24 protein-coding genes are annotated in these 26,105 nt (G+C 69.3%); 12 read left to right on the top strand and 12 right to left on the bottom strand.

The window, feature by feature from the left end:
• The first annotated feature begins 119 nt into the window (after positions 1-119).
• A complete protein-coding gene (locus ACLJQZ_RS32535; RefSeq protein ID WP_410623659.1) occupies positions 120-1,865 on the top strand; it encodes a CocE/NonD family hydrolase in 1,746 nt (581 codons plus the stop codon).
• Between the two features lie 193 nt (positions 1,866-2,058).
• Here ACLJQZ_RS32535 and ACLJQZ_RS32530 read toward each other — a convergent pair whose 3' ends face one another.
• From ACLJQZ_RS32530 to ACLJQZ_RS32515, 4 genes are all read right to left on the bottom strand, one after another.
• Positions 2,059-3,024 (bottom strand): amidohydrolase family protein, encoded by a 966-nt coding sequence (locus ACLJQZ_RS32530; RefSeq protein ID WP_410623658.1) that lies wholly within the window; start codon positions 3,022-3,024, stop codon positions 2,059-2,061.
• 75 nt (positions 3,025-3,099) lie between these two features.
• A complete protein-coding gene (locus tag ACLJQZ_RS32525; protein ID WP_410623657.1) occupies positions 3,100-4,731 on the bottom strand; it encodes an FAD-dependent monooxygenase in 1,632 nt (543 codons plus the stop codon).
• Positions 4,728-5,630 carry an alpha/beta hydrolase gene (locus tag ACLJQZ_RS32520; protein ID WP_410623656.1) on the bottom strand — a complete coding sequence of 301 codons (903 nt, stop codon included), beginning with the start codon at positions 5,628-5,630 and terminating at the stop codon, positions 4,728-4,730. Before ACLJQZ_RS32520 ends, ACLJQZ_RS32525 begins: the two co-directional genes overlap by 4 nt.
• Positions 5,631-5,742: 112 nt before the next feature.
• On the bottom strand, positions 5,743-6,468 hold the full coding sequence (locus ACLJQZ_RS32515; RefSeq protein ID WP_410623655.1) for a GntR family transcriptional regulator: 726 nt from the start codon (positions 6,466-6,468) through the stop codon (positions 5,743-5,745).
• Between the two features lie 218 nt (positions 6,469-6,686).
• On the opposite strand from ACLJQZ_RS32515, the gene ACLJQZ_RS32510 reads away from it, so the two are divergent.
• From ACLJQZ_RS32510 to ACLJQZ_RS32475, 8 genes are all read left to right on the top strand, one after another.
• Positions 6,687-7,529: a fumarylacetoacetate hydrolase family protein gene (locus tag ACLJQZ_RS32510; protein ID WP_410623654.1), complete on the top strand. Its 843-nt coding sequence runs from the start codon at positions 6,687-6,689 to the stop codon at positions 7,527-7,529.
• A 54-nt stretch (positions 7,530-7,583) separates the two neighbouring features.
• Positions 7,584-8,156, top strand: a complete 573-nt coding sequence (locus tag ACLJQZ_RS32505; protein WP_410623653.1) for a VOC family protein — start codon at positions 7,584-7,586, stop codon at positions 8,154-8,156.
• Positions 8,157-8,175: 19 nt separating this feature from the next.
• On the top strand, positions 8,176-8,727 hold the full coding sequence (locus ACLJQZ_RS32500; protein ID WP_410623652.1) for a flavin reductase family protein: 552 nt from the start codon (positions 8,176-8,178) through the stop codon (positions 8,725-8,727).
• 23 nt (positions 8,728-8,750) lie between these two features.
• Positions 8,751-9,962: an oxidoreductase gene (locus tag ACLJQZ_RS32495; RefSeq protein ID WP_410623651.1), complete on the top strand. Its 1,212-nt coding sequence runs from the start codon at positions 8,751-8,753 to the stop codon at positions 9,960-9,962.
• 48 nt (positions 9,963-10,010) lie between these two features.
• The gene (locus ACLJQZ_RS32490) at positions 10,011-10,337 is read left to right on the top strand and encodes an SDR family oxidoreductase (protein WP_410623650.1); all 327 of its coding nucleotides are present in this window, start codon (positions 10,011-10,013) and stop codon (positions 10,335-10,337) included.
• 38 nt (positions 10,338-10,375) lie between these two features.
• Positions 10,376-10,798 (top strand): hypothetical protein, encoded by a 423-nt coding sequence (locus ACLJQZ_RS32485; RefSeq protein ID WP_410623649.1) that lies wholly within the window; start codon positions 10,376-10,378, stop codon positions 10,796-10,798.
• Entirely contained in the window at positions 10,795-12,024 is a 1,230-nt protein-coding gene (locus ACLJQZ_RS32480) for an amidohydrolase family protein (RefSeq protein WP_410623648.1), read from the top strand. The genes ACLJQZ_RS32485 and ACLJQZ_RS32480 overlap by 4 nt, the downstream gene beginning before the upstream one ends.
• Positions 12,025-12,165: 141 nt before the next feature.
• Positions 12,166-12,378 carry a hypothetical protein gene (locus ACLJQZ_RS32475; protein WP_410623647.1) on the top strand — a complete coding sequence of 71 codons (213 nt, stop codon included), beginning with the start codon at positions 12,166-12,168 and terminating at the stop codon, positions 12,376-12,378.
• Between the two features lie 103 nt (positions 12,379-12,481).
• On the opposite strand, the gene ACLJQZ_RS32470 is transcribed toward ACLJQZ_RS32475, so the two are convergent.
• The 3 genes from ACLJQZ_RS32470 to ACLJQZ_RS32460 all read right to left on the bottom strand — a co-directional run bounded on the left by ACLJQZ_RS32470 (position 12,482) and on the right by ACLJQZ_RS32460 (position 15,994).
• Complete coding sequence (locus ACLJQZ_RS32470; protein WP_410623646.1) at positions 12,482-13,390, bottom strand: fumarylacetoacetate hydrolase family protein; 909 nt, start codon at positions 13,388-13,390, stop codon at positions 12,482-12,484.
• 76 nt (positions 13,391-13,466) lie between these two features.
• The gene (locus tag ACLJQZ_RS32465) at positions 13,467-15,101 is read right to left on the bottom strand and encodes a bifunctional 3-(3-hydroxy-phenyl)propionate/3-hydroxycinnamic acid hydroxylase (protein WP_410623645.1); all 1,635 of its coding nucleotides are present in this window, start codon (positions 15,099-15,101) and stop codon (positions 13,467-13,469) included.
• Positions 15,098-15,994, bottom strand: a complete 897-nt coding sequence (locus ACLJQZ_RS32460; RefSeq protein ID WP_410623644.1) for a VOC family protein — start codon at positions 15,992-15,994, stop codon at positions 15,098-15,100. The genes ACLJQZ_RS32465 and ACLJQZ_RS32460 overlap by 4 nt, the downstream gene beginning before the upstream one ends.
• 128 nt (positions 15,995-16,122) lie before the next feature.
• On the opposite strand from ACLJQZ_RS32460, the gene ACLJQZ_RS32455 reads away from it, so the two are divergent.
• Positions 16,123-17,940 carry a bifunctional 3-(3-hydroxy-phenyl)propionate/3-hydroxycinnamic acid hydroxylase gene (locus tag ACLJQZ_RS32455; protein ID WP_410623643.1) on the top strand — a complete coding sequence of 606 codons (1,818 nt, stop codon included), beginning with the start codon at positions 16,123-16,125 and terminating at the stop codon, positions 17,938-17,940.
• A gap of 34 nt (positions 17,941-17,974) precedes the next feature.
• Here ACLJQZ_RS32455 and ACLJQZ_RS32450 read toward each other — a convergent pair whose 3' ends face one another.
• The 5 genes from ACLJQZ_RS32450 to ACLJQZ_RS32430 all read right to left on the bottom strand — a co-directional run bounded on the left by ACLJQZ_RS32450 (position 17,975) and on the right by ACLJQZ_RS32430 (position 22,763).
• The gene (locus ACLJQZ_RS32450) at positions 17,975-18,775 is read right to left on the bottom strand and encodes an IclR family transcriptional regulator (protein WP_410623642.1); all 801 of its coding nucleotides are present in this window, start codon (positions 18,773-18,775) and stop codon (positions 17,975-17,977) included.
• A 69-nt stretch (positions 18,776-18,844) separates the two neighbouring features.
• Entirely contained in the window at positions 18,845-19,795 is a 951-nt protein-coding gene (locus tag ACLJQZ_RS32445; RefSeq protein ID WP_410623641.1) for a quinone oxidoreductase family protein, read from the bottom strand.
• Between the two features lie 52 nt (positions 19,796-19,847).
• Complete coding sequence (locus tag ACLJQZ_RS32440) at positions 19,848-20,444, bottom strand: nuclear transport factor 2 family protein (protein WP_410623640.1); 597 nt, start codon at positions 20,442-20,444, stop codon at positions 19,848-19,850.
• 33 nt (positions 20,445-20,477) lie between these two features.
• The gene (locus ACLJQZ_RS32435) at positions 20,478-21,230 is read right to left on the bottom strand and encodes an SDR family NAD(P)-dependent oxidoreductase (protein WP_410623639.1); all 753 of its coding nucleotides are present in this window, start codon (positions 21,228-21,230) and stop codon (positions 20,478-20,480) included.
• A 72-nt stretch (positions 21,231-21,302) separates the two neighbouring features.
• Complete coding sequence (locus tag ACLJQZ_RS32430; protein ID WP_410623638.1) at positions 21,303-22,763, bottom strand: aldehyde dehydrogenase family protein; 1,461 nt, start codon at positions 22,761-22,763, stop codon at positions 21,303-21,305.
• 723 nt (positions 22,764-23,486) lie between these two features.
• Between ACLJQZ_RS32430 and ACLJQZ_RS32425 the strand changes: the two genes are divergently transcribed.
• Complete coding sequence (locus tag ACLJQZ_RS32425) at positions 23,487-24,494, top strand: sugar ABC transporter substrate-binding protein (protein ID WP_410623637.1); 1,008 nt, start codon at positions 23,487-23,489, stop codon at positions 24,492-24,494.
• Between the two features lie 4 nt (positions 24,495-24,498).
• Complete coding sequence (locus ACLJQZ_RS32420) at positions 24,499-26,061, top strand: sugar ABC transporter ATP-binding protein (protein ID WP_410623636.1); 1,563 nt, start codon at positions 24,499-24,501, stop codon at positions 26,059-26,061.
• The last annotated feature ends 44 nt before the right edge of the window (positions 26,062-26,105 follow it).

Here is a 26,105-nt window from a genome sequence, read left to right as displayed (position 1 = left end):
CACACAGCAGATCGCTGACCTGCTGATACCTCAGGAATCACCCCTTCGAGCGATATCAACACACGTTGATATCCCACTACCACGGAGGTACGTTGCAAGCAGGAAGTGAGGAGCTCATCATGAGCGATGACCAGAAGATCTACATGCCGTCCCACCCGCTCGAGGCCGGTAGCGACCGGTACGGCGTGCTGAGTGACTTCGCCCCCGGCACGCGCACCCTGTCGGCGGGCTTCCAGATCGCGCCCCCGTTCCGGCCGTTGCCGGTCGACATCGTGTTCGAGAAGGACGTCGAGGTCACCCTGCGGGACGGCGTGACGACCTACGTCGACGTGTTCCGCCCTGCGGGAACCGAAAAAGTGCCCGTCATCGTGGCCTACAGCCCGTACGGAAAAGGCCAGGGCACGTCCACCAGCGTGATGGGTGTGTTCGGACTGGTCGGGCTGGACAACGGAATCCTCTCCGGTCTGGCGAAGTTCGAGGGCCCGGATCCGGCCTACTGGTGCGCGCGGGGTTACGCGATCTGCAATCCCGACATCCGCGGTGTGGCGAATTCGGACGGGGACAGCGTCCTGTGGGACCGCCAGGACGGCCGGGACTGCTACGACCTGGTCGAGTGGCTGGCCTCCCAGGAGTGGTGCACCGGCAAGGTCGCGATGAGCGGAACCTCCTACCTCGCGGTCTCGCAGTGGTTCACCGCGGCCGAACAACCACCCCACCTCGCGGCGATCAACCCGTGGGAGGGCGTGAGCGACGTCTACCGCGACCTGGTGTTGCGCGGCGGGATGCCGGACACCGGGTTCGCCCGGCAGCTGCGGGACTTCAGCTTTTGGGGCAAGGGCCGGAAAGAGGACATCATCGCGGAAGCCGAGCGCTACCCGCTGATGACCGAGCTGTGGGAGAACAAGATCCCGCGGTTCGACCGGATCACCGTGCCCGCCTACGTCGTGGCCAGCTACTCGAACACCCTGCATACCGCCGGCACGTTCCGCGCCTGGCGGCGGATCGCCTCTGAGGACAAGTGGCTTCGCATCCACAACACCCAGGAGTGGCCCGACTACTACGACGAGGCGAACCGGGAGGACCTGCGCCGGTTCTTCGACCGCTACCTCAAGGACGAGGACAACGACTGGGAGCAGACGCCCCGCGTCCGCTACTCGGTCCTCGACCTCGAAGGCGGTGACCGGGTCGACGTCGCGGCCGACGAGTTCCCGCCCACCGACGTCACCCTGACGACGTACTACCTCGACGGCCGCTCACGCGCCCTGACCACGACGACACCGGCGGACGGCGCTACGGCGAGCTACGACGTCGCATCTAACCCCGACGCGGTGTCGTTCGTGACGCGGTTCGACGAGGAGACCGTGCTGGTCGGCTACCCCAAGGCCCACCTGTGGGTCGAAGCGCAGGGCGCCGACGACATGGACCTGTTCGTCCTCGTCCAGAAGCTCGACAGGTTCGGCACGCCGCTGCAGCAGTTCACCGTGCCGAACCAGAGCGCGACGGTGCACGACGTCACCGAGCGAGGTGCGTCGATCCTGCGATACAAGGGATCCGACGGCCGCCTGCGCGTCTCACTACGCCGACTCGACGAGACGCTCTCGACCGACGCCGTGCCCGCGCACAGCTTCGACCGTGTCGAGAAGCTCGCGCCGGGAGAGATCGCCGAGATCGAGATCGACCTGCTCCCGATCGGCCTCGCCTTCCACCCCGGCGAACAGCTCCGCTTCGTCATCAGCGGCCGGCACCTCCTGGGCCCGATGATGCCCAGGCTGGTCGAGTACACCCCCACCAACACCGGACAGCACATCATCCACACCGGCGGCGAGCACGCCTCATACCTGCAGCTGCCCGTACAGAAACGATAAGGGGTGCTTTCGGCGCGATGTGCCGGCGGGAAGGTACTTCAACGGCACCTACGGGCGGCTGCGCACCGTAGAACCCGCGCCCGACAGCGGACTGTGGCTGACCACATCCAACGACGGCGACAAGGACAGCATTCCCAACAACAGCAACGAAAGGATCCTCCATGTCGTACTGAGTTAGAGAGCTCGTGAACTCTCAGGCAATCCGCAGGTTCAGCAGCCGCTCCGCCGTTCCGTATGCGATGTCCTCCTTCACAGCAGCCGGCAAGTCGGCTTCCTCGAGAAAGGACAGCGCGTCCTCATTGCCGATGAACGGGTAGTCGACCGAATACATGATCCGCTCGGTTCCGAGGAGCTCCACGCAATACCGCAGCTGTGCCTGGCTGAACATCCCGCTCGGCGTGATGTACACGTTCTGCCGCACGTAGTCACCGATCGTCCGCTCCAGCTTCGTGACGCGCCGTGGCAGCGCCTCGTCGAGGCGCTCGAGGTAGAACGGCACCATCTCGCCCCAGTGCCCGAGGATCACCTGCAGGTCCGGATACCGATCGAACACCCCGCCCAGCACGAGCTGGAGGAAATGCACGGCGGTCTCCTGGTGCCATCCCCAGGCCGCGGTCTGGAACCGCGCGGTGACCAGCGGATCAAGCCCCTCGTAGTTCGATGCGCTCGTCGCCCGCGGCGGCACGCCGGGGTGCAGGTAGACCGGAACCCGCAGCGCGGCAGCCGTCCGCAGGATCGGGTCGAACCGGGGCGCGGAGAGGAACTCGTCGTCGGTCCGCCCCATGATCATGGTGCCGACGCAACCCAGCTCGCCGACGCACCGTTCGAGTTCCACGGCCGCGGCGTCGGGCACCGACGTCGGCAGCGCCGCGAAGGCGGCGAACCGGGTCGGATGCCGGCGTACCGCGGCGGCGAGGGTGTCGTTCGTCGCCCGCACCAGATCGACCGCGACGTCGGCGGGAAGCTGCTGCGTCGAGAGGCTCGAGAGGACCTGCATCGTGATGCCGTGGCGATCCATGTCCGCCAGGCGACCCTCGTCGAGGTCCCGCAGCACCGCCGCGCTCGGCGAATAGGGCAGCCCGCTGTCCGGATCGTAGCTCGAGGAGAAGTGCGGGCTCAGTGCCTGTGCCGCGGGCGCGCTCGCCCGCGCCACGTCCACATCAAGGTAGTGCTCCTCCAGCGTGACAATCCTCAAGACGTCATCCTCCTGTTCCGCGGCAGCCGACCGACTGCCTCATGATCGTCGCGTCGACGAGCCGGGTTCGCATCCCCGGACCGCGTCGATCAGGGCCGGTGCGTCGGCCGGGCTCGTGCGTCCTGACCACACGACCACGTGGTCGGGACGCGTAAGGATCAGCTCTGCGCCCACCCTTTCGGCGTACCGGGCGGCGACATCGGACCCGGTGAGGTCGACGCAATCGAACGGAACGCCTTGGGCGCGAGCGGCGCCTTCGATCGTCTGCCGGCCGGTCACGTCACCCAGCATCAGCAGCGTGAGGCCCGGTCCCAGAACGTCGTAAAGCGACCGGCCGTCATCGAGGAAAACATGGGGCAGTCGCGCCCCGGCGAGACCGTCTTCCGCGCGGTCGCCGGACGGGACGACGGGCGATTCGGTGATCCGCAGGCCGAGAACGAGCTCGAGCGAATGGAACTCCGGCTTCTTGGTTTCCTGGATGTGGGCGTCGGCCGTTCGGCGTGCGGCGGCTCCGGCCACGTCATCGTCGTCGAGACCGTCGCTGAGCAGGTCGGTCGAGAGCACGCGCATGTTGGCCGTCGCCTCGTCGATCACGCGTTCCTGGACCGGACGCCGCTCGGCCTCGTAGCTGTCGAGCAGGGCCGGTCCACCCCAGCCGGCGAGGACGGCCGCGAGTTTCCAGCCGAGATCGACGGCGTCGGCCAGGCCGGTGTTGAGGCCGTGGCCGCCGAACGGCGGGTTGAGGTGAGCGGCGTCGCCGGCGAGGAAGACGCGGCGGTCGCGCATCCGGTCGACGATCTGCATCCGGGCGGTCCACGGATCGGTCGACAGCACGGTGGCCTCGACCGGCACCCCGGCGACGTCGTCGATCAGGTGTCGTGCCTCGCGCTCGCCCGTCCGCCGGTCGACGCCGAACGCGATGGCCCACCACGTGCCGTGGCGATCGAGCGGCCCGACCAACGCGGGCGCCGACCGGTTGACGATCCAGTACTGCACCGCCGGGCCGTGCCGCACGCGGTGCCACAGTTCGGGACAGGAGAAGACCATGCCGAAGTTGGGGCGCAGGGCCTGGCCTCCGCGATAGGCGGCACCGATCTGGTCGCGTACCACGCTGCGGGGACCATCACTTCCGATGACGTAGGACGCTCGGATGATTTTCCGCTCGCCGGCCGCGGTTTCCACGGTGACGTCGACGAAGCTATCGGCCTGGTCGAGCGTGACCACCCGCGTCCCGAATCCCAGACGGCACGGAGCGAGTTCTCCGGCGGCCTCGCGCAGCACCTCCTCCAGAACGTACTGAGGGGCCTGCTGGCCGAGCTCGGCGAACCGGTCGCCGTCGGGAGCGAGTCCGAGCACGCCGGTGAACCGCGACAGCTCGCGTCCGGCCAGCGAGGTGCAGAACACGACGTCCTGGGACCAGGAGACCGGGAGCGGAGCCCGCTTTCGAAGGCGGTCGGCCAACCCCCACCGGCGAAGGTGCTCCATGGTGCGGACGTTGAGCGTCTTGCACCGGGGACGAGCCGTCGACACCGTGTCACGAGGTTCGACCACGACGCAGCCGATGCCGCGGTTCCCGAGCTCGACCGCGGCCGCCAGGCCGACCGGCCCGCCGCCGGCGATCAGTACCTCGACCGTGTCGGGCAGTGCGGCGAGTCGTGCGGTGGGCGTCACCGGGCGCTCACCGCGGCTCGCTCGGCCCAGGCGGCGCACTCGTCGGCGAACGCCAGCTGACGCAGGTGCAGCGCATGGCCGAGGATGTGGTGGTCGATGCTGTGCCCGGTGCCCCGGGCCACGCCGGCGTCGACGAACGGCGCGGCCGTGAACATCGCGGCGAACCGGGCGACGTTCCCGGGGCTGCTGTCCCACAGCGCGTCGTATTCGGCGAGCGCGTTGTGCACCGGCACATGGACGTTCGGCGCTACGGCGCCGAGGTGCTCCCGAGGCCACGCGGGCGCCTGCACCAGTTCCCGGACCGGCACGGGCGCGTAGGCGTCGTGCGCCTGGTCGAGGCCGGCCGCGGCGTAGGTCCCCACCGGACCGAACATCACCTGATCACGCTGGTCGTAGGGAAGGTCGACGGTATCGTCCGGAGGAAGTGATCCCAGCGCTTCGGCCGCGCCGCCCGCCGGGATGACCGCCCCCATTCCGGTGGCCGACACGCCGATGAGCCGGAAGGCAGGACGGTTGGCGGCGATCATCAACGCGATCATTCCCCCGATCGAATGGCCGACCAGGAAGACGTTGTCGTTGCCCAGATCCTTCGTGACCGAGATGACAGCGCCGGTCAGCAGTTCCGCGTGCCGGGCGAAGGTGTTGGCGGACGGGGCGAGCGGAGTGCTGCCTCCGTAGCCGGGGCGGTCGAAAGCCACGACCTCGTGCCCGTTGGCGGCGGCGACGTCGAGGAACGAACCGTCGGGGGTCCCTGCGACGTCGAAGTAGCGAGCGGTGTAGGTCCCGCCGTGCAAGGCGATGATCAGCGGCTTGCCCGTGGGCTCGGCGGGTTTGGCGGCCAGGGCCGTGATCTTGTGCCCATCGACATCGAACGTCAGAACGGTGCGCTGCTTGGCCATCGTCGGCCTCCTGCCGAGGTGAAGGGATCAGACGACCCTAAGCGCTATATGTGATAACGACAAGTGGCGAAGGGTGCCGCTGCAGAATCGTCGTACCGAGGTTGCGGTGGGTTCAGCGCCGCGACCGACGTTCGTCCTTGGCCGTCCGAGCAGGCTGAGGCGCCGGCACGTCGGCGGGTTCGCCGTCGCCCAGCGCCCGCAGCGCGATCCGCTCGTTGCGTTCGAGATGGTCGCGCACAGCTTGAGCTGCCGCATCCGGATCGCGCCGCCGGAAGACGTCGATCAGTGTTTCGTGGGCCTCTTCGCGGCGATGATGCTCTTGCGGATCGGGGTCAAGAGCCCCGAAACCGATGCGGATGTAGCGCTCGGCCGCGCGCCAGAGCGTGCTCAGCAGCCGGACGTCCCACGCGCTGGCGGCGGGCGCCAGCAACGCCATGTGGAACTCGTGATGGGCGTCGTAGATCGCGTCCATTCCGAGCTGTTCGTTGCCGAATCCCGCGGCCAGCTGCTCGAGGCGGTCGAGTTCACCGTCGGCAAGCAGCAGACACGCACGGCTGGCGATCTCCGGCTCGATCGTGCGCCGGAGGCGGTAGATGGCGTGCAGGTCGTCGAGGTCCAGCGGAGCGACCAGCGCGCTGCGGCCGGGCCGGGTGATGACGAGCCCTTCGCTTTCGAGGTTGCGCAGAGCGTCCCGGACCGGGATGAAGCTGACGTTGAGCATCCCGGCGATCTCCCGCAGCGAGAATTCGCGTCCGGGCTGGAGGTCGCCACACAGGATCGACCGCCGCAGTTCCACGGTGACCTGCTCTGCCACCGAACGCGACTCGATCGGGCGCACACCAGTCGACGGTGATGCCACGTGAACTCCCTCGCTTGTCGTCCGGATGCCCTACGCCCGAGTGCTATCAACTATAGCGATCAGGCCTCGGACCTCGGCAAGCATGCGCGCGAGTGCCGGCCAAGACCGTCTGATCCGCACAGCTTGCTGTTATCACATATCAAGGCTAGGGTGCGAAAAGTCCGCAGGTCCGCCGAAGACCCCGGCAAGGAGCCATCATGCGCATCGTCAACGCCGCCGGCCGGGCGAGCATCGTCGGCGGCGACGGGCTGCTCGACGTCGAGTCCGCCTCCGGCGGCGCCTTCCCCGCCGACCCGCAGGCTCTCTACAGCCTCTGGGACGACTTCCATTCGTGGGCCGCCGGCTACACCGGCGGTCCGACAGCACCCACTGACACCCTGACGTTCGGCGCACCCGCGCCACGGCCGCGGCAGGTGTTCGCGATCGGATTGAATTACCGCGACCACGCCGCCGAGTCCGGCATGGACGTCCCGGACACACCGGTGGTCTTCACCAAGTTCCCGGCCTCGATCACCGGCCCGTCCGCCGTCGTGGAGCTCCCCCAGGGATCCGTCGACTTCGAAACCGAACTGGTCGCCGTGCTGAGCCGCGACACCTACCGCGTACCCGCGACCCGCGCCTGGGACCATGTCGCCGGCCTGACCCTGGGCCAAGACCTCTCGGAGCGAGAACTGCAGCTGAGGCCCCCGGTGCCGCAGTTCAACCTCGGCAAGTCCTATCCGGGCTTCGCCCCGATGGGACCCGAGCTGGTCACGGCCGACGAGTTCCCCGACCGCGACGACATCGGCCTCGGCTGCCGCCTCAACGGCGAGCAGATGCAGAAGTCCCGGACCAGCGACATGATCTTCCCCGTGGCGGAGATCATCGCCTACCTGTCCTCGGTCCTCCCGCTGTACGCCGGAGACGTCATCTTCACCGGCACCCCGGCAGGCATCGGCATGGCCCGCGACCCCGCCCGGTTCCTGCGTCCCGGCGACGCGCTGGTCACCTTCGCCGAAGGCATCGGCTCGATGCGCACCCAATTCATCTCGCCGCTGTAGACGCCGACCTCCGCCCGCACACCACCTTCACTCAACGCCGAGAGAGGAACCCCGATGTCCGCCACCCCGAAGTTCGCCCACGTGGTGTTCCAAACCAGCCAGGCCCAGCAGATGCGGGACTGGTACTGCACCGTCCTCGACGCCCACGTCGTCTACGAGGACGACAACCTGACCTTCATCACCTTCGACGAGGAACACCACCGCATCGCGCTGCTCAACTCGCCCGCTCCGCTGGAACGCAAGACTCCCGCGACCGCCGCGATGCACCACGTCGCCTACACCTTCGACCACCTCGACGACCTGCTCTCCCGCTACGAATCGCTGCGGGACAAGGGTGTCTCCCCGGCCGTGTGCATCGCCCATGGGGTGACCACGTCGATGTACTACCAGGACCCGGACGGCAACTTCGTCGAGATGCAGGTCGACAACTTCGCCGAACCCGATGACGCCACCGCCTACATGAACGGCCCCGAGTACGCGGCCGACTCCGTAGGCCCGGCGTTCGACCCGCAGGCGATGCTCGAAGCCCGCCGCGGCGGTGCGGAAGCGGACGAACTCACCAACCGCGCCTGGTCGGCGAAAGCGGACTTGCCCAACCCGATGTCCGTGCTCGTCGGCGCTCCCTGACCGAAAGGTGAGCACGAGGGTGACGAACTCTGCCACGCCACCGCGGCCACCGATCCAGCCGCGGCGGTTCCGGGACCTGATGGCCGGGGTCTGCGCACCGGTCACGGTGGTCACCACCACCGTCGGTGACCAGCCTTACGGCGCCACGGTCAGCTCGTTCGCCTCGCTGTCCCTGGAACCGCCGCTGGTCACCGTCGCCTTCGACCGCCGCTCGACCCTGCTGGAACGCATCCGGACAACGGGACGGTTCGGCGTGAATCTCCTCGGCCACGACCAGGACGAACTCGCGACGCTGTTCGCTCGCCGCGGCGCCGACCGGTTCGGCGGCGTCGGCTGGCAAGTCGACTGCGGGCTACCCCGCTTGGACGACGTGGCCGGATGGATCGTGTGCGAGCTGGACCGTGCCGTCGAAGGCGGAGACCACCTGTTGCTGTTCGGCCTGGTCACCGACGCGCACCGCCGCGAGCGAGCGCCGTTGATCTACGCGCACCGCACGTTCGGCACCCACTCCCGGTTCGCCGACCGCCCCCGTCCACCGATCGTCGACCAGATCGCCGCCTGCGCCTGCTGAGGACCCGAAACAAGGACCAAGCCATGACCCAAACGACCGAAACCCGCGCCTCGACCCGACCCGAGGGCGAACCCGCCGACGTTCTCGGCCGGGTCCGCGCCCTGCAGCCGATGCTGGCCGGAAACGGAGCCCAGGGAGAAACCGACCGCCGCGTGGTGGAGGAGAGCGTCACCGCGCTCACCGAGGCCGGCGCCTTCCGCATCGCACAGCCGAAGCGCTACGGCGGTCTGCAGACGTCGATGCGCACGATGCTGGACGTCTCCGCCGCCGTCGGGGAGGCCGACGGCGGCACCGCCTGGGTGGTCACCCTGTGCAACGTCTGTGCCTGGCTGGCCGGCCTCTTCCCGGAACGGGCCCAGGACGACGTGTGGGCCGACGCACCGGACGCCAAGGTCTCGGGTGTGCTCGCCCCGACCGCGGACGCGATGAAGATCGACGGCGGATACCGGGTGAGCGGCCGCTGGTACTACAACTCGGGCTCCTGGCACGCCCAGTGGGCGGTGCTCGGCATCCCCCTCGTCGACGCGCACGGCGAGGTCGTCGACCAGGGCCTCGCGCTCATTCCGCGCACCGACCTCGAACTGGAGGAAACCTGGTTCGTCGCCGGCATGCGCTCCTCCGGCTCGAACTGCCTGATCGCCAAGGACGTCGTCGTGCCCGACCACCGCGTCATCTCGGTACCGGCGGCCATCAACGGTGACTACGCCACCGAACGCACCGACGAGAAGCTCTACCGCTCCGCGTTCGTCCCGTTGCTGTCGCTCGTGCTCGCCGGCCCGCAGCTGGGCATGGGCCGCAAAGCACTGCAAATCGTGACGGAGAAGGCAGCGAAGAAAGCCATCTCCTACACCTTCTACACCGCCCAATCCGACTCCGTGGCCTTTCAACTGCAGATCGCCGAAGCCGCCATGCTCATCGACACCGCCCACCTGCACGCCTACCGCGCCGCCGACGACATCGACACCGCAGCAGCGAACGGCGTCTACCCGGATGTCCTTGCCCGTACCCGCGTGCGGGCCGACACCGCGTGGGTTCTCGAGCACACCACCAAGGCGATCGACATCCTGCTGTCCGCCCACGGCGCCGGCAGCTTCGCCGAAGTCAATCCCCTGCAGCGAATCTGGCGCGACTCCGCTGTCGCCGCCCGGCACGCCGTCACCCTGCCCGCGGTCAACTACGAAATCTACGGCAAAGCCCTGCTGGGCCGCGACGACCAGATCACCCCCCTGATCTGAACCGCGCCGCGACTTGTCGCTCCGACCCTCCCACCACCCGGAGTCGCTGTGTCCATCCTCGTCCTGGGCGCGACCGGTACGATCGGCCCCCACGTCGTGCGCGGTCTGCTCGCACGCGATGAGACCGTTCACGTCGCTACGCGCGACGCGGGGCGCGCTTCTCAGATCCTGCCGGCCGGAGTCGTCGTTCTCGAAGGCGATCCCGAGCACGACGACTTCCTGCTCGCCGCCGCAACCGGCGCAGAGACGGTATTCCTGCCGTCCTCGCACCGGCACCGGATGGCTGACATGCGGCTGCTCGAGCACGCTCCACCGGCCATCCTCGGCCACCTCACCCCAGCCGGTACCGATTCGCGTGTGGACGCCGGCCGATGACGGCTTCTTCGGTACCGCGCGATTGCTTGATGTGCCGGATGGACGACATCGACGAGTCCTCGGTCGTGTTCCGCGACGAACTGTGGGCCGCCGAGGTCGTGCCCGCGTTCGCCGTGCCCGGCTGGTTCATCCTGCGTGCCCGGCGGCATGCCGAACGGATCACCGGGCTCGACGACGACGAATTGCACACACTGGCCCGACGCGCCCGGGACCTGGTCACCGCGGTCACCGACGTCACCGGGGCACCCGCAACGTATCTGCTCGTGTTCGGCGAGAACTACCCGCACTTCCACATGGTCGTCACGGCACGGGGCGAGGACGTTCCGCCGCATCGTCGCTCCGCCGACATTCTCAAGCTCGTACCCGGCCACGTCGACCCGGTCGAAGCCGTCCGCCTGGTCCCAGCGGTCCGACGAGCTTACGAGCGTGCCGCCGCCACAGCCACCGAGACGCGCGGATGAGCCGCTGTCTCACCACCTCTGCGCCGAGGCCCGGGCAAAGTTGCGGCGGCTCCCTCGGCGGCGGCTTCGCCAACGTCTTGAATGACTCATTCAGGACCTCCGGAGAGCTGAATGACTCGTTCGAGAAACCGCAATCGTTCTCCGAGGAGAGTGGCATGACATCTAAGACAGCTATCCACAATGTGCGAGTCTTCGACGGGCTGACCGTGCGGGAGCGGTCCACGGTCGTCATCGACGGCTCCGTCATCGGTACCGACGCCTCCGGAGCCCAAGTCGTCGACGGTGACGGCGGGATCCTCATTCCCGGCCTCATCGATGCCCATATCCACCTGAAGAGCCGGGAGACTCTGGAGCAGCTCACCCGGTGGGGTGTCACGACGGGGCTCGACATGGCGACCTGGCCACCGAGCCGGCTCGCCGCGCTGCGCGGCACACCAGGGTTGAGCGACATCCGCAGCGCCGGTACCCCGGCGATCGGGCCCGGCGGCCCGCACGCGCGGATGCCCGGCCGGGCCGACGATGCCATCCTGCGCACCACCGACCAAGCAGAGTCCTTTGTCGACACCCGCATCGCCAACGGTTCCGACTACCTCAAGATCGTGCTCGAAGCGCCCGGCGAAGGCGGCCCCGACGAAGCGGCCGCGCGCGCCTACGTCGAGGCTGCACACCGGCGAGGAAAGCTGGTCGTCGCGCACGCCGCCGCGCTCGGCGCGTTCCGTCTGGCCGTGGACATCGGCGCCGACGTCGTCACGCACGTCCCGCTGGGGGCACCATTGCCGGCCGAGGTCGTCGCCCGACTGGTCTCCGCGAAGACGGTTGCCGTGCCGACGCTGTCGATGATGGAGACCATCGCCGGCAATGTCGGCAAACCCGAGGCGTTCGCCGGCGCGTCCCGCAGCGTCGCCGCACTGCATGCAGCCGGTGTCCCCATCCTCGCCGGCACCGACGCCAACACAGCGCCGGGCTCCCCCGCCTCCGTCGAGCACGGCCGCAGCCTTCACCACGAACTGGAACTGCTGGTTCAGGCCGGCCTCTCCGCGCTCGACGCACTTCGCGCGGCCACGTCCCTGCCGGCCCAGCACTTCGGGCTCAGTGACCGCGGCGCCATCACCCCGGGACTACGCGCCGATCTTGTCCTCGTCGACGGGGACCCCACCACCGAGATCAGCACGACCCGCAACCTCGTCCGCATCTGGTGCGGCGGCACCGCACACAGCCCGGCCTAGGAGCGGGGCGTCATCGTGAACACCGCCTCTGTCGCCGCGTTCGACGGCCAGGTCGGATAGGTCGCATACGCGGCTTCGAAGAGCGGCATCGTCGGCATGCCCCTGTCGCGCGTGACCTGGCCGACCGGGCGGTCCGGGGTGATGACGATCGAGCCCGGACTGCTCGAGACTCCCTTGCCGGCTTCCCTGCCCGAGAAGGCTCGGCAGTCCGTGGGCCACCAAGTGGCTCACCCCTCGCGCCTGGAGCGGCCGGCCGAGTACGCCTCGCTGGTCGCGCAGGTCGTCACCGACCCGATGCTCGACAGGGAGACCGTTCGCCTCGACGGCGCGTCCGCATGGCTCCGCGCTGACTAGCACTCCGGGCGGTTGAGCCGATTTCGCGTTAAGCAGCCGGAGCCCCGGCGGCGCCCAGCCGCCGGCTGCGGCCTGCAGCCGGCGGCTGGGCGCATCCGGGGGCTCATCCCTCCGCGGCGAGGGCGGCTGCGGTCTTGTGGGGCGGGGCGGGGACGGCGTACGAGCCGACCACCCGCTGCCTGATCCGGCCGATGCCCTCGATGTGGCTGACGAGCTCATCACCGAGCTGGAGGAAGCGCGGCGGCGTCCGGCTCATCCCGATGCCGGACGGTGTGCCGGTGAAGATGAGATCGCCGGGGAAGAGCGGGGTGATGTGGGAAAGCCAGGCGACCAGGGCCGGCACTCCGAACACCATGCCGGAGGTTCGGTCCAGCTGCAGGACCTCGTCGCCCAGACGGGTGCCGATCTCGAGGTCGTCCGGGTCGGCGAACTCGTCGGGGGTGACCAGGACCGGGCCGGTGGGCCCGAAGCCGGGAAACGACTTGGCCAAGCTGAACTGAGGAGCCGGGCCGGAGCGCTGGAGGACGCGCTCGGACAGGTCCTGTCCGACAGTGAGGCCGGCGACCACAGCCCACGCCTGCTCCTCGTCGATCCGGTAGGCGTTCGCGCCGATCACGACGACCAGCTCGACCTCCCAGTCGACGTTGCCTTGTGGCAGGGACAACTCGTGCTGCGGCCCCACGATGCACGAGGGGAACTTGGTGAAGACCACCGGAGTCGTCGGCAGGTCGTAGCCGGACTCCCGCGCGTGCTCGGCGTAGTTCAGCCCGATGGCGAACACCTGCCGCGGATGCGGGCTGGGCGCCCCGACATGCTCGGCGGCCAGCCAGTCCGCATCTTGCTCGGCCGGGATCGCCCCGTACTCGGTGTCGGCCCAGGCCTGGAACTCGGCCCACCGCTCGAAGACCGCCGAGGGGCTGGGGCCGAATCGGCCTCCGCTCGCCTCGAAGACGTCGACAGGCTCCTTGCCGTGTGCCAGGACGGTGCGCCCGGCGACATTGGCGATCCGCATAGCTTTGCTCCGCTCGTTCGGGTGGGTAGGTGACGGGGGCGGCCGGCTTCGGGCCGGCCGCAGTGGACAGCTCGCTCTATGCCTGCGGTGTCCCGGCCCTGGGGCGCCGGTACAGGTCGGACACACACGCGCGCAGGAGTGAGCCGAGCGAGTCGGCAGACTCGGCGGAGCCGTAGACGTACCAGTCCGGCCGGACCACGACCGCCGCGCAGGCGTGTTCGTCGAACCATCGGTGGTACGCACCATCGACGTCGTCGATCGCTGTTCCTGCTTCGGGCTCGCTGTCGGCCGGGGCGCCGAGGACGAGGAACGTGCCGCTCACCGTGCGCCACGCTGCCAGGTCGTCGTCGCGGCCGGCGATCGCCGACGCGTCCCGGGCGACGAGCAGCCACCCGCTGCCGGACACGTCGTCGAAGCGCTGCCTGCGGCCTGGCGGGTGCGCGACCCACGCTTGCGGGAACAACTGTCCGCGGGCCTTGTCGCCCGGTGCGGCCGGCGCGAGGAAACCCGCGCGGTAGCCGGGAAAGCGGAAGCCCTCAGAGGGTGGGCCCACGCGCCTCCGCCGGAGCAGTTCCTCGTCGCGCAGCCTGGCCGCCCGCTTGTCGCGGATGGTCTGGATCCGCCCGAGTTCGACCGCCTTTTCGGTGATGGCCCGGACGTGCGGCGAGCGTTCGGCGGCGTAGGTTTCCAGGAGCTCGTCGTCCGCTCCCCGCAGGACGAGGTCGAGTTTCCAGGCGAGATTGTGCGCATCGCGGAAACCGGAGCACATGCCCTGGCCCAGGAACGGCGGCATCTGATGGGCGGCGTCGCCGGCCAGCAGGAACCGGCCCTGCTTCCAGTCTTGGGCGACCGTCGAGCGGAAGGTGTACGGCGCGACCCGGATGAGTTCGGCGTCCTCCGGGGTGAGCCAGCGCTTGACCCGGTGCCACACCTGCGCGGGGTCGACGGCCTCGGCCGAGGGGACGGCTTCGTCGAGCATGAAGGAGAACCGGTGATGATGCGGTCCGATGGAGATGATGGAGGTCGGTTGCCCGGGATCGCCGTACTGCAGCGCCATGGGCAGGTCCACCTCGCGGGTGAGGCGGAAGTCGCAGACCAGCCACGGCTCCTGGAAGCCGTAGTCGTCGATCTCGATGCCAAGGCTCGACCTGAGCGCGCTGTTCCCGCCGTCGCACCCGACGGCGAACCGGGCGGTGAAACTCTGGGCCCGGTCCTCCGCCCCGGCCGCCACCCTCCCCAGTTCGTCGGCCGGCCGGGCGACGACCTCCACCGCGTGGCCGGTCTGCCGGAAGTCGGTGGCCACCAGGCCCCGGAGGATTTCGACGCCGGGGGTGCGTCGGCACAGGGCGTCGAGTTCGCGTTCCAGGACCGGCTGGAACATCATGTTGAACTCCGGCCAGCCCGAGCGGCCGAAGTCGGAGAACTCGTTGCCGATCAGGGTTTCCCCCTCGGCGTTGCACCAGTCGTACCGGCGTTGTACCCGAGTGCCGACGGCGACTTGTCCGGCGATGCCGAGCTTCTGCAGCAACCTCATGGCGTCGTCGTCGAACGTCGCGGCTCTGGGCAGGTTGTAGAGCCCGGCGTACCGCTCGATGACCGCAACGCGGTGTCCCTGCCTGCCCAGTAGCGCACTGAGCACCATGCCGGCCGGGCCGTAGCCGACGACCAGGACGTCGTAGCCCACCGCCGGCCGGCTCGCCGGCCCGCTCACTGGTCCGCGGTCAGGATCGGTGCCCGCATGGCCTCCGGGACCAGCGGCCGGTCATGCAGGGCCGGGGACGCCCACGCGGCGACGGGCAGCTCTTCGCTGCCGGGGTCGGGGTCCCAGAAGTACGGCGAGTCCGCCAGACCGTCCATCTCCGAGTAGTAGTACTCGGAGAAGGCCCCTGCGGGGTCCTTGAGGTACCAGAAGTAGTTCGCCGACGCGGCGTGCCGGCCGAGCCCCCAGGCATGCCGCTCGGGGTGGTTCTCGATCATCCGCGAACCGCCGTAGCCGATCTCGTCGACACCGCGCACCTTCCACGCCGTGTGGTGCAGCAGCGTCATCGGAGCCGGCAGAAGGACGACGTTGTGGTGGTCGGTTTCGAAGCGCATGAACGGGCCGCCGATGACGTAGTCGCTGAGCCTCATGCCGATGCCGTCGAGGAAGAAGCGCTTCGCCTCCTCCACGTCGGTGCAGCCGATGACCACGTGACCGAGCCGCAGCGGCCGGACCGGCTCGCGCTGGACGAGATCGGTCCGGTCCACCGACGTCGGCACGCTCGGCGCCGGATCCTTCGGCAGGCGATCCGCCACCGAAACCCGGACCAGGACGCCGCTCACCGGCTCCGTCGCCTCCAGGCCGGCATCGGAGCGCACCGAGGCGATACCGAGCCCTTCGAACCGTTTCGCGATCGCATCGAGGTCGGCTTCCGCGTCCGCGGCGATGTTCAACTCGGCGATCCGCGGCACGTCGCCGCTGCGCAGGAACAACTGCTCGCCACCCACCTCGGTGGCGAAGGCGCCGGGTGATGTTTCCCGTAGGCCGAACTCGGCGTAGAAGGCGCGGGTCAACGGGAGGTTCGGCACCTCCCGGACAAGGCTGATCACGCGGTGGACACCCATGCCAACTCCTCAACAACGGGGGGTCGTGTTGCCAGCAACGTACCACTGGAGTGAATCGACTGCATATAGGTGAACGCGCCTCCTTTATCGGGCGCCCGCCTTGACGCGGCGACACGGGCCCACTTACCGTGACCGAAGTAACTAGAACGTTCCTTACGGAACTGGACGACCGCGTCGCACGGGCTGCGCCGCGGTTCGTATTCCTCCGACGAGCCGCGAAACGACGGTCCGGTCATCGAGAGCATCCACCGGGAGACGACGTGACCCCTTCCAGCAAGGCCACCGAGCAGACGCCGGCTCCGCACACTGACTGCGACGTCGCCATAGTGGGCTACGGGCCGGTCGGCATGATCACCGCCGGGCTGCTCGCCCAGCGCGGACTGGACGTGGTCGTCCTCGAGCGCTGGCCCGAGCGATACTCGCTTTCCCGCGCAGGCCACCTCGACAGCGAAACGATGCGCACCTTCCAGAAACTGGGCGTAGCGGAAGACGTCGAACTGGTGGCACGTCCGATGGTGGAGTGGAGCCTGACCTCGGCGGACATGGACATCCTGGCAACCGTCATGCTGGGCAAGGGCGGCGCCGGCTGGAAGGAAAGCTACCTCTCCTACCAGCCGGAGATCGAGGCGATCTTCGATGCCCGGGTCCGCGCGCTCGGGGTCGAGGTTCGCATGGGAACCGTGGCGACCGAGCTCGTGCAGGATGACGACGCGGTCACCCTCACCGTCGTCCCCAGCCACGGCCCCGAAGCCGCGCCACAACCGGGCGCCGAGCCGGGTACCGTCCGCGCCGCCTACGTCATCGGCGCCGACGGAGCGCACAGCTGGGTGCGCTCCTGCATCGGCAGCGAACGGACGGACCTCGGATTCCCAGCTCTCGACCAGCTCGTCATCGACATCGAGCACACCGACCCAGACGTCCACCTGCCCCAGTTGCCCGAGGTGTACCAGGTGCTAGACATCAACCGGCCGCTGCTGGCCGGCCGCTGGTCGGGGCCCCGCCACTCCCGGTTCGAGTTCGCACTGAACGAGGGCGAAAGCCGCACGGAGCTGATGGACGAGCAGCGCTGCTGGGAGCTGCTGAAGCGCTGGGACATCACCCCCGAGACCGGCCGGATCGAACGGCGAGGCGTCTACACCTTCGAAAGCGCCCTGACGACTCCCTGGCGGCAGGGGCGGGTGCTGCTCGTCGGCGACGCCGCCCACACCATGCCCCCGTTCATGGGCCAAGGCATGTGCTCCGGGATCCGCGACGCGCAGAACCTGTCGTGGAAACTCGTCGCAGTCGTCCGCGGCGAGGCGGACCGAACCCTGCTGGACACCTACGAGTCGGAGCGGGCGCCGCACGTGCGCCGGCTGACCGAGATTTCGATGGCCTTCGGCGAGCTTGTGCTCATGCGCGATCCCGAGGCCGCCCGGCAGCGCGACGAGATGCTGCGCGCCGGGAACGTACCCACCCCGCCACTCTTTCCCAGGCTGGGACCCGGCATCGTGGCCAGAGGCCCGGAGGACGAACTCGGGAGCGCCGTCGGCCGGCTCTCCCCCCAGGCCCGAGTGGCGCTCGACCGCCGGGTCAACCGGCTCGACGAGTTCGGGTCCGGGTCCGGGTGGCGCATCATCGCCCGGCACGCCATTCCGCCCGAGTTGTTCGACCAGGAGCAGCGAAACCTCATCGTCAGGCTGGACATGGACATCGCGCACGTGTCGCGGGGCCCCGGCCCCGGTTACTACGTCGACCTCGACGCGGAGTACGACCAGTGGTTCCAGGCCAACGACGCACAGGCCTTCGTGCAGCGCCCCGACGGCTACATCTTCGGCACCGTGCGCTCGGTGACCGACCTGCCGGCGCTTCTCGATGAGCTGGCCGACGTCCTGGCCGGTCACGGGTGGTACGGGCGGACGACCGCCGACCACGGTGCCGGCTTCGTGCGGGACGCGTCCACCTGATCAAGGCCGCCGGCAGCGGGAGCGCCTCTCGTGACTACGCGTGCCCGAGCTCCTGCGACATCGCCCGGGCCGAGCTCAGCAATTCAGCCGTCACGGAGGCGAGCTCGGAGTCGGTGGCCTGCTGTGCGGGCAGGACGACGGCAACGACCAGCGGTAGCGAATCCGCGGCGGAGTACACCGGTGCGGCGACCGAGACCACTCCGGGAACGACGCCACCGGACGTGACCGCAACGCCGGTGCGCAGGACGTCGGCGGTGAACCCGTCGACCTCGTCCCGGCTGGGGGCGCCGGGCGTCCGGAGCTGGCCGCGAAGCAGGGGTCCGGTGAGCGTCTTCGGCAGATGGGCCAGATACACCTGGCCGATGGACGACGTCAGCAGTGACATCGTGGCGCCGACCCGGACGGTGATGGGGAGCGCGTACGACCCGTACTCCCAGCGGACTATGACCGGTCCGTGGTCGCCCCAGACGGCGAGGTTGACCGCGTGACCGGTCCGGTCGCGCAGAGCAGGCAGGTGCTCGGAGACCAAAGAGACTTCGTCCATCCGGCGCAGCGCCTCGATGCCCAGCCGTCGCAGGGCCGGCCCCAGGTCGTAGCGTCCCGACCGGGACGACTGGGCTACGAGCCCGGCGCGCCCCAGACTCACCAGATAGCGATGCGCCTTGCTCGGCTGCATCCCGCTCGCGACGGCGATCTGGCTGAGAGTCATGGGGCCGAGCCCCTCCTCCAGCGCCTGCAGCACCGTCATTGCGAGTTCGACGGACTGGATGCCCTGTCGCGCGGGCGATGTCCCGGGCTCGTCACTCGGGTCGGGCGGCAGCTGCGAGGCGGTCACGTCCTCACTCTATTCACTGGCGGAAGTCGCGAAGCCAGCGACCAACGCGGTCCCTGACGAAGCGTGCGGTCAGCCGCGCGACTCGGGCACGAGCACGAGCTTTCGGCGCGCTCCGGTGGCCTGCCGCTCCCAGGCGGCCTCGACCGCTCGTAGTGGTACGGCCTCGACGTCGACCTGCACCTTGCCGGCCGCGACACTGCGGGTGAGTTCGAGGTAGGCGGCCCGGCGGTCCTCGAACGGGCAGTGGAAAAGCGCGTAGCTGCGCAGGTCCATCGCCCGGGCCCGCAGATCTGCGGCCAGGAGATCGAGCGAAGGAGCGGCAACCTGCCCCATCTGGATCAACCGGGCGCCGTGCCGTGCCGCCTTGATCGCCCCCAGTGCGGGCAAGCCCCACAGCGGATCGATGATCACGTCGACGGGGCCGGCCCGGTCGATCACCGTCCGTGCGAAGTCGTCGGGATCGTCGGTGACGGGGACGGCGAACAGGCCGGGCGCAGCCGTAAGCTGTTCGAGAGCCGGGCCCGGCAGGTCGGCGGCCACCACCGCACCGGCGCCCAGCGCACGGGCTGCCTGGTGGGCGATGCGTCCCAGCGCTCCGCTGGCGCCCAGGACCAGCACCGTTTCACCGGGTTGAAGCCGGGCACGCCAGGTCAGGGCGGTCCAGGCCACCAGCCCGGTGTTGCCCAGAGCGGCGGCGGCGAGGTCGTCGATGCCGGGCGCCACCGGCATCAGCCGGTCGGTGGGTACGAGGGTCTGTTCAGCCCAGGCGCCGTAGGGCCCCACGGTCTCGTCGAAGAAGACCCGTTCCCCGTCCTCGGTGAAGCCGACCCCGTCGGTTCCCACGACGTGCGGGACCGGGGGCACCTCGCCGTAGAAACGCCCGGACGCGCGCAGGAGCACGAAGTGGTGCACACCGGCGGCGGCCACCCGCAGCACCGAGTTCCCGCCACCGCCCACCGGCGCCGGGAACTCGTCGTACGCAGGCGCGGAACCCAGCTTGTGCAGTACGGCAGCCTTCATGTCTTTCTTCCTTCGCCGTGGTCGGGCGGTTTCGCGTGAGGGGCCGGCTGTGTTACCGGGTGGCGGCCGCCTGGTGCAGCCAGCCGAAGGCGCCCTCGTAGAGCTCGTCCACCTGCTCCGGGCGATCGCTTCCGTAGAGATCGTCGCGAAGTGTCTTGCCGATTTCGTGCAGGTGGTAGGCGAGGTACATGAACGGCCTGCGGAATCGGGCGAGGACCTCGGTGTCGATCTTCGGCGATGTTCCGTACACCACGGGGACGAGGGTGTCGCGGTCGTAGACGCAGTCGAGACTGGAGATCTTCCAGCGGCCCTCGAGGCGTTCCAGCCGGTACAGCAGCCGGGTACAGGAGATGACGTAGGCGTCGACGCCGCCGAAGCTCTGGACGATCGAGATCTCGGCGGGCACCTCTGACACCGCCCGGTCGCCCGCCGTGTGCACCACGGGCGGGGACAGCCGGTGGCTCGGCCGGAGCCCCGCCGCGAAGCTCGCCCGGGACAGCTCGACGAACTCGGCCCCGGATCCGTCGAACCAGGTGATGCGGATCCGCGAGTGCGGGTGGAAGCAGGAGCCTTCCTGGTCGAACCAGCCGCGGTCGCGCCCCTGGCGCTCTTTGAGGATCACCTGGGTGATCTCGGTGGTGTCGTTCATGGCGGCTCCTTGCCGAGGGAAGTCGAGAACCACTCAGACCCGCATCAGGCCGCCGTCGGCGACGATGGTCTGGCCCGTCACGAACGCCGAATCGTCGCTGGAGAGGAAGCAGACGGCGCCCACGATGTCGGCGGCCGTCCCGACCCGCTTGATCGCTTGCATGCCGGCGACCATCTCCAGAACCTCGTCACCGATGAAGGTCTGCCCGCCCGGGGTGCTCGACGCGGTGGGGCAGACGGCGTTGACGGTGATGCCGTGCGGGGCCAGGTCGGTGGCCAGGGCCCGGGTGAAGCCGATGACCCCGCCCTTGGCGGCCATGTAGGGGACCATGTCGGGCACCGCGAGGCCGAGCGAGTTCGAGGCGATGTTGACGATCCGCCCCCAGGAACCGTCGCGCATCGAGCCCATCACGGCCTTCGCCATGAGGAACTGGGAGTCCAGATTGATGCCCTGGATGCGCTTCCACTCGGCGAAGTCCAGCTCCCAGATGTTCCGGAAGGGGAAGGCGCCGGCGTTGTTGACGAGGATGTCGACGTGGCCGGCGAATCCGAGCATGTCGGCGGTGATGGCTTCGACCTGCTGCGGGTCGGTGAGGTCCGCCTGCAGCGCAAGGGCCTTCTGGCCGGCCTCCTGCACTGCCGCGACCGTCTTGTCCGCGGGGTTCAGGTCGACCGCGATGATGTCGGCGCCCCGGCGGGCGAGTTCGGTGGAGATGGCGGTACCGAACCCGCCTGCCGCGCCGGTGACGACGGCGACCCGGCCGGCGTGCGTCGATTCGCTGCTCATGGGACTGCTCCTGTTCCGGTGTTCGGGGGTGCCCGGTCTTGCGGGGCTCTGCACGGCGTGTCGCCCGGTGAGTCAGTGCTGAACCGGCACGTAGTCCTGCACGATCTGCTTGTATTCGAGGAAGTCCTCCATGCTGGCCGTGCCGCCGAGCCGGCCGAGGCCGCTGGCCTTGTAGCCGCCCTCTTCGAACTCGATGGTCAGATTGGCCCAGGAGTTGACCGAGATCAGGCCCGCGTCGAGCTGCCGGGCCAGGCGCGCCGGCCGGTCGACGTCGCGGCTGTAGACGGACGCCGACAGCCCGTACTTGGTGTCGTTGGCCAGGGTGACCGCCTCTTCCTCGGTGTCGAAGACCTGGATGGTCTGCACCGGCCCGAAGGTCTCCTCCTGCACGATCGGCAGCGAGGCGTCCTCCACCGACAGCAGCGTCGGGTGGTAAAAGGCGCCGCCCGCCAGGTCCGGGTCGGTGCTCGGGCCGCCGCGGACGATCGGCTTCGCGCCCGCCGCGATGGCCTCGTCGACCGCGGCGTCGACGCGCGCGACCGACGCGGTGTCGATCATCGGCCCGATCTGGCTGGCCGGATCCGACGCCGGGCCGGGCTTGACCGCCTCAAGCCGCTCGGCCAGCTGCTGGGTGAACTCCTCGGCGATTTCGCGCTGTACGAGCACCCGGCTCCCGGTCATGCAGAACTGCCCGGCGAACACGGTCGAGGAGGCCACCACGGTGGGCAGGACCAGGTCGAGGTCGGCATCCGCGAAGACCAGATGGGGTGTCTTGCCGCCCAGCTCCAGCCCCACCCGTTTGAAGTTCTCCGCAGCGTTCCTGGCGATGATCCGGCCGGTCGCGGTGCTGCCGGTGTAGCTGATCGCCGGCACCTGGGGTGACTCCACCAGCAGTTCGGCGACCTCGGACCCGGATTCGATGACGACATTGACCGCGCCGGCCGGAAGCTCCGGCACACCGGCGAAGATCTCCGCCGCCAGGTGGCCGGACTGGGCGGCCTGACCGGGCAGCTTGAGCACGGTGGTGCAGCCGGCCGCGAGTGCCGGGGCCAGGGCCCGGATCGACAGGTAAGCGGGCGAGTTCCACGGGGCGATCAGTCCCGCGACGCCGACCGGCTGGCGGATCGTCATGGCCTGCCGGCCTGGCTGGGTGTCACTCACCCGGCCGAAGGTGTGCAGCGCGAGCCCTGAGGCGAAACGCAGGGCCCGGACGATGAAGTGCGCCTCGAACGCGGCCTCGCCCGGCAGCTTGCCGTTCTCCCGGCAGAGCGTGGCGACCACGTCGTCCATCCGTTCGGCGTAGGCGTCGGCCAGGTGACTCAGCGCGGTGGCCCGTCGCATCGCGTCCAGCCGCCAATCGCTGTCGAGGAAGGCGCTGCGGGCGGCGTCGATCGCCGCTTGCCCGTCCGCCTTGTCCGCGTCGGCGTAGGTGCCGATGACCTCGCCGGTCGCCGGGTTGACGCTGTTCGAGGTCCGGGCGGAACCGACTCGTTCACCACCGATGAAGTGCCGCACCGCGATGTGCTCAGTCATCTTCTTGTCTCCTCCGATGAGGGCATGTCTGCGAGGACCACGCAGGGGAAGCGTCCGATGTGCGGAAGCCGGGTGACGCCGTTCCGCTGCCCGCCAGGCTCCAGCGTTCACCTCTATGCATTAGATTCACGAATGCTGAACCTCAGGACACGCTTGTGTCAAGGCCGGACCGAAGGCAACGAGAGCATCGGTCGCGTCTCGCGGCACGCGGTCCACCCGAATTCCGGGGGCACGCACACCGCCCTTGACAGGGTCTGACCACTCCCTTAGCTTCACTCTACCGCTGTATGTAACGACCGCCACAGAAGTAGACCGGTGGGCTGGGTCGGCGAGCCTGCCGCATGTCGACACCCCTCCCGCCTGGCATTGGACGTGCGTGTCCGCTGTGCAAACCACCAGGGCCGGCGGTTCGAGGAGCGAAGGGCTCGAGGCCCGCATCGTGGCAAAACGACAACGTGTCACTGACGACAGGAGAGTCGAGTGCTGCTCGCGAAGATCGGTTACCTGAGGCGCGGCAGCGTCGCGCCCGCGCGGTCCGGGACATCCGGGCCCGCGGGAAAGACCCCACCGTCCCCGCCGGCGCCCACGAGTGCCGGCGGGCGCTGGAGGCGCGGCACCGCGCCCAGGGTGGCAGCGGCGTGTGTGGTGGCGGTGATGGCTGTCTCGGTCACGGCCTGCGGGTCCGGGTCGACCTCGTCCGGGGCATCGGCGCAGGGAGCGAACGTGGCGGCGGCGCAGGCGGCTGTCGCGCCCTACACCGGTCACTCAGGTGCGTTCCCGGTGACGCAACCGCTCAGCAGGCCGCTGCCGGCCGGGACGAAGTTCGCCTTCTTGCAGTGCGGGACCGCTGCGTGCGGATTGACGGCCAAGCTCTTGGCTCCTGCGGTCAAGGAGGTCGGCGGCACCCTGACCGCGGTGAGCGCCGGCACCACCGCGCAGTCCATGCAGGCCGCGGTGTCCAGCGTCCTCACCCTGAAGCCGGCCGTCGTGGTGATCTCCGGCATCGATCCGAACGTGTTCGGCGGCGCCCTCAAGGACCTGTCCGCGGCCGGCATCAAGGTGGTCACGATCTCGGTCGCGAGGGACACCGCACCGTACGGCGTCACCTTCAACTACATCGGTCTGCAGACGACGCAGACCGCCGGCAAACTGATGGCCGACTGGGTCATCGCGAACAAGGGTTCCCAGGCCAACGTCGTGTTCTACGGCGTGCCCGCGATCGATTTCTCCACCAAGCAACAACAGGCTTTCGAAGAGGAGATGCGGAAGAACTGCGCGGGGTGCGAAGTCCGGGCGGTACAGATCAACGTCGCCACTTTGGGCACGACTTCCGCCCGCACGGTGGTCACCGACCTGCAGTCGCATCCCAAAACCGACGTGGCGGTGTTCGCGAGCGCCGAGGTGGCCGCCGGCCTGCCGACCGCGATGAAGGCGGCCGGTCTGTCGGTCACGACCCTGGGCTACGCGCCCCAGCCGGGAGGCCTGCAAGACATCAAGGACGGCGGCATGACGGCCGGTCTGGCCGTGGACTTCCCGATCGCGGTGTGGGCCGCCGTCGACGCCTCGGCGCGTCTGGTCGAGGGTGACCAGCCGACGGCGTCCGAGCAGGCCGGCGAGGTGCCGTTACAGCTGCTTGGACAGCAGGACATCACCTTCGACCCATCCCGGGGCTGGTCCGCCTACCCGGACTACCAGCAGCGGTTCGCCACGCTGTGGCACCCGGCGGGGTGAGCCCATGGACACCGCATCCGTACCGCTGCTGCGCGTGAGCGGGATGTCGAAGACGTTCCCGGGGCTGAAGGCACTCGACGGCGTGGCCCTGGAGGTCCGCTCCGGTGAGATCGTCGCGGTGCTCGGCCACAACGGGTCGGGGAAGTCGACGCTGGTGAAGATCCTCGCGGGGGTCCACTCCGCCGATCCGGGATCGGTCGTGGAGGTCCGCGATGCGGAGGGCCGGCTGGTGTCGGGGCTCTCGGCGCGGGAGGAGCTGCACTTCATCCACCAGGACCTGGGACTGGCCGACATCCTGACCACGGTGGAGAACCTGGGGCTGGGCCGCACATCCCACGGTCGGGGCCTGGCCCCGGTGCACCGGGCAGCGGAGCATCGGCGCGCAGAAGAGCTGATCTCCCGGTTCGGCCCCGGGTTCGACGTGACCCTTCCCGTCGGCCGGCTGTCCCCGGCGCAGCGGGCGATCGTGGCCATCGCCCGGGCGATGGACGGCTGGACCCGCCCGGACAACGTGCTGATCCTGGACGAGCCGACGACGGCGCTGCACGGCGGCGAGGTGCAGCTGCTCTTCGAGGCGGTCCGGCGGGTCGCGGCCTCCGGTGCGGGCGTGGTCTTCATCTCCCACCGCCTGGACGAGGTGCTCGAGCTGGCCGACCGCGTAGTCGTCCTGCGAAACGGGAAGGTGGTGGCGGAGGAGCCCACCGACCGGCTGGACCACGACGCCGTCGTCGCCCTGATCGCCGGCCGGGCAGTGGCCGACCTGTCAGCGATCCGGCAGGCCGCTCCGGGGCCACCGGTGCTGGAGGTCGCCGGGATCAGCGGCGAGGAGCTTCAGGACTTCGCGCTAACCCTGCGAGCCGGGGAGATCGTGGGAATCGGCGGCATCCTGGGATCGGGCCGGGAGCAGCTGGGGCCCATGCTGTTCGGTGCCGCGCACCGGTACGGGGGCCAGGTGGAGGTCGCCGGGGAGGAACTGGCCGCCGACGACACGATGGCGGCGATCGAGGCCGGAATGGCCTATGTACCCGCCGACCGCCGACGGGGTGGCGCGGTGCTGGGGATGAGCGTCCGGGAAAACCTGACGCTGCCGGCGATGCGACCGCTGCGGCGGGCGTTCGGCCGCCTCGACACCCGATCCGAGCGGGCCGAAACCCATGCCTGGATGGACACGGTCGGGCTGCGCCCGGCCGACCCCGAGCGGCGGTTGCAGCTGTTCTCCGGTGGCAACCAGCAGAAGGTCGTGCTGGCCAAGTGGCTGCGGGTCCGGCCCCGGGTGCTGCTGCTCGACGAGCCCACCCAGGGCGTCGACGTCGGCGCGAAGGCGGCCATCTACGAGCTGATTTTCACGGCTCGCAGCGAGGGTGCCGCAGTGCTGCTGTGCTCGTCCGACACCAAGGAGCTGGTGACCCTGTGCGACCGGGTGCTGGTCCTCATGGAAGGCCGTGTGGTCAGCGAGGTACCCCGGGCTGAACTGACCGAGGCCCGCCTGGTTCGGGACGAGCTGGACCTGCGGGCGGCCGCCGGCGCGGTCCGCGGCGAGGACCGGGGAGGTGAGCGCGGTGCCTGACCGTGCGGTGTCCGGAAGTGAAACAGCCGTCGGTGTGCGAACCC

The organism is Amycolatopsis sp. cmx-8-4, assembly GCF_046548675.1.
Classification (GTDB): Bacteria; Actinomycetota; Actinomycetes; order Mycobacteriales; family Pseudonocardiaceae; genus Amycolatopsis.
This window is presented reverse-complemented; position numbering and strand designations above follow the sequence as displayed.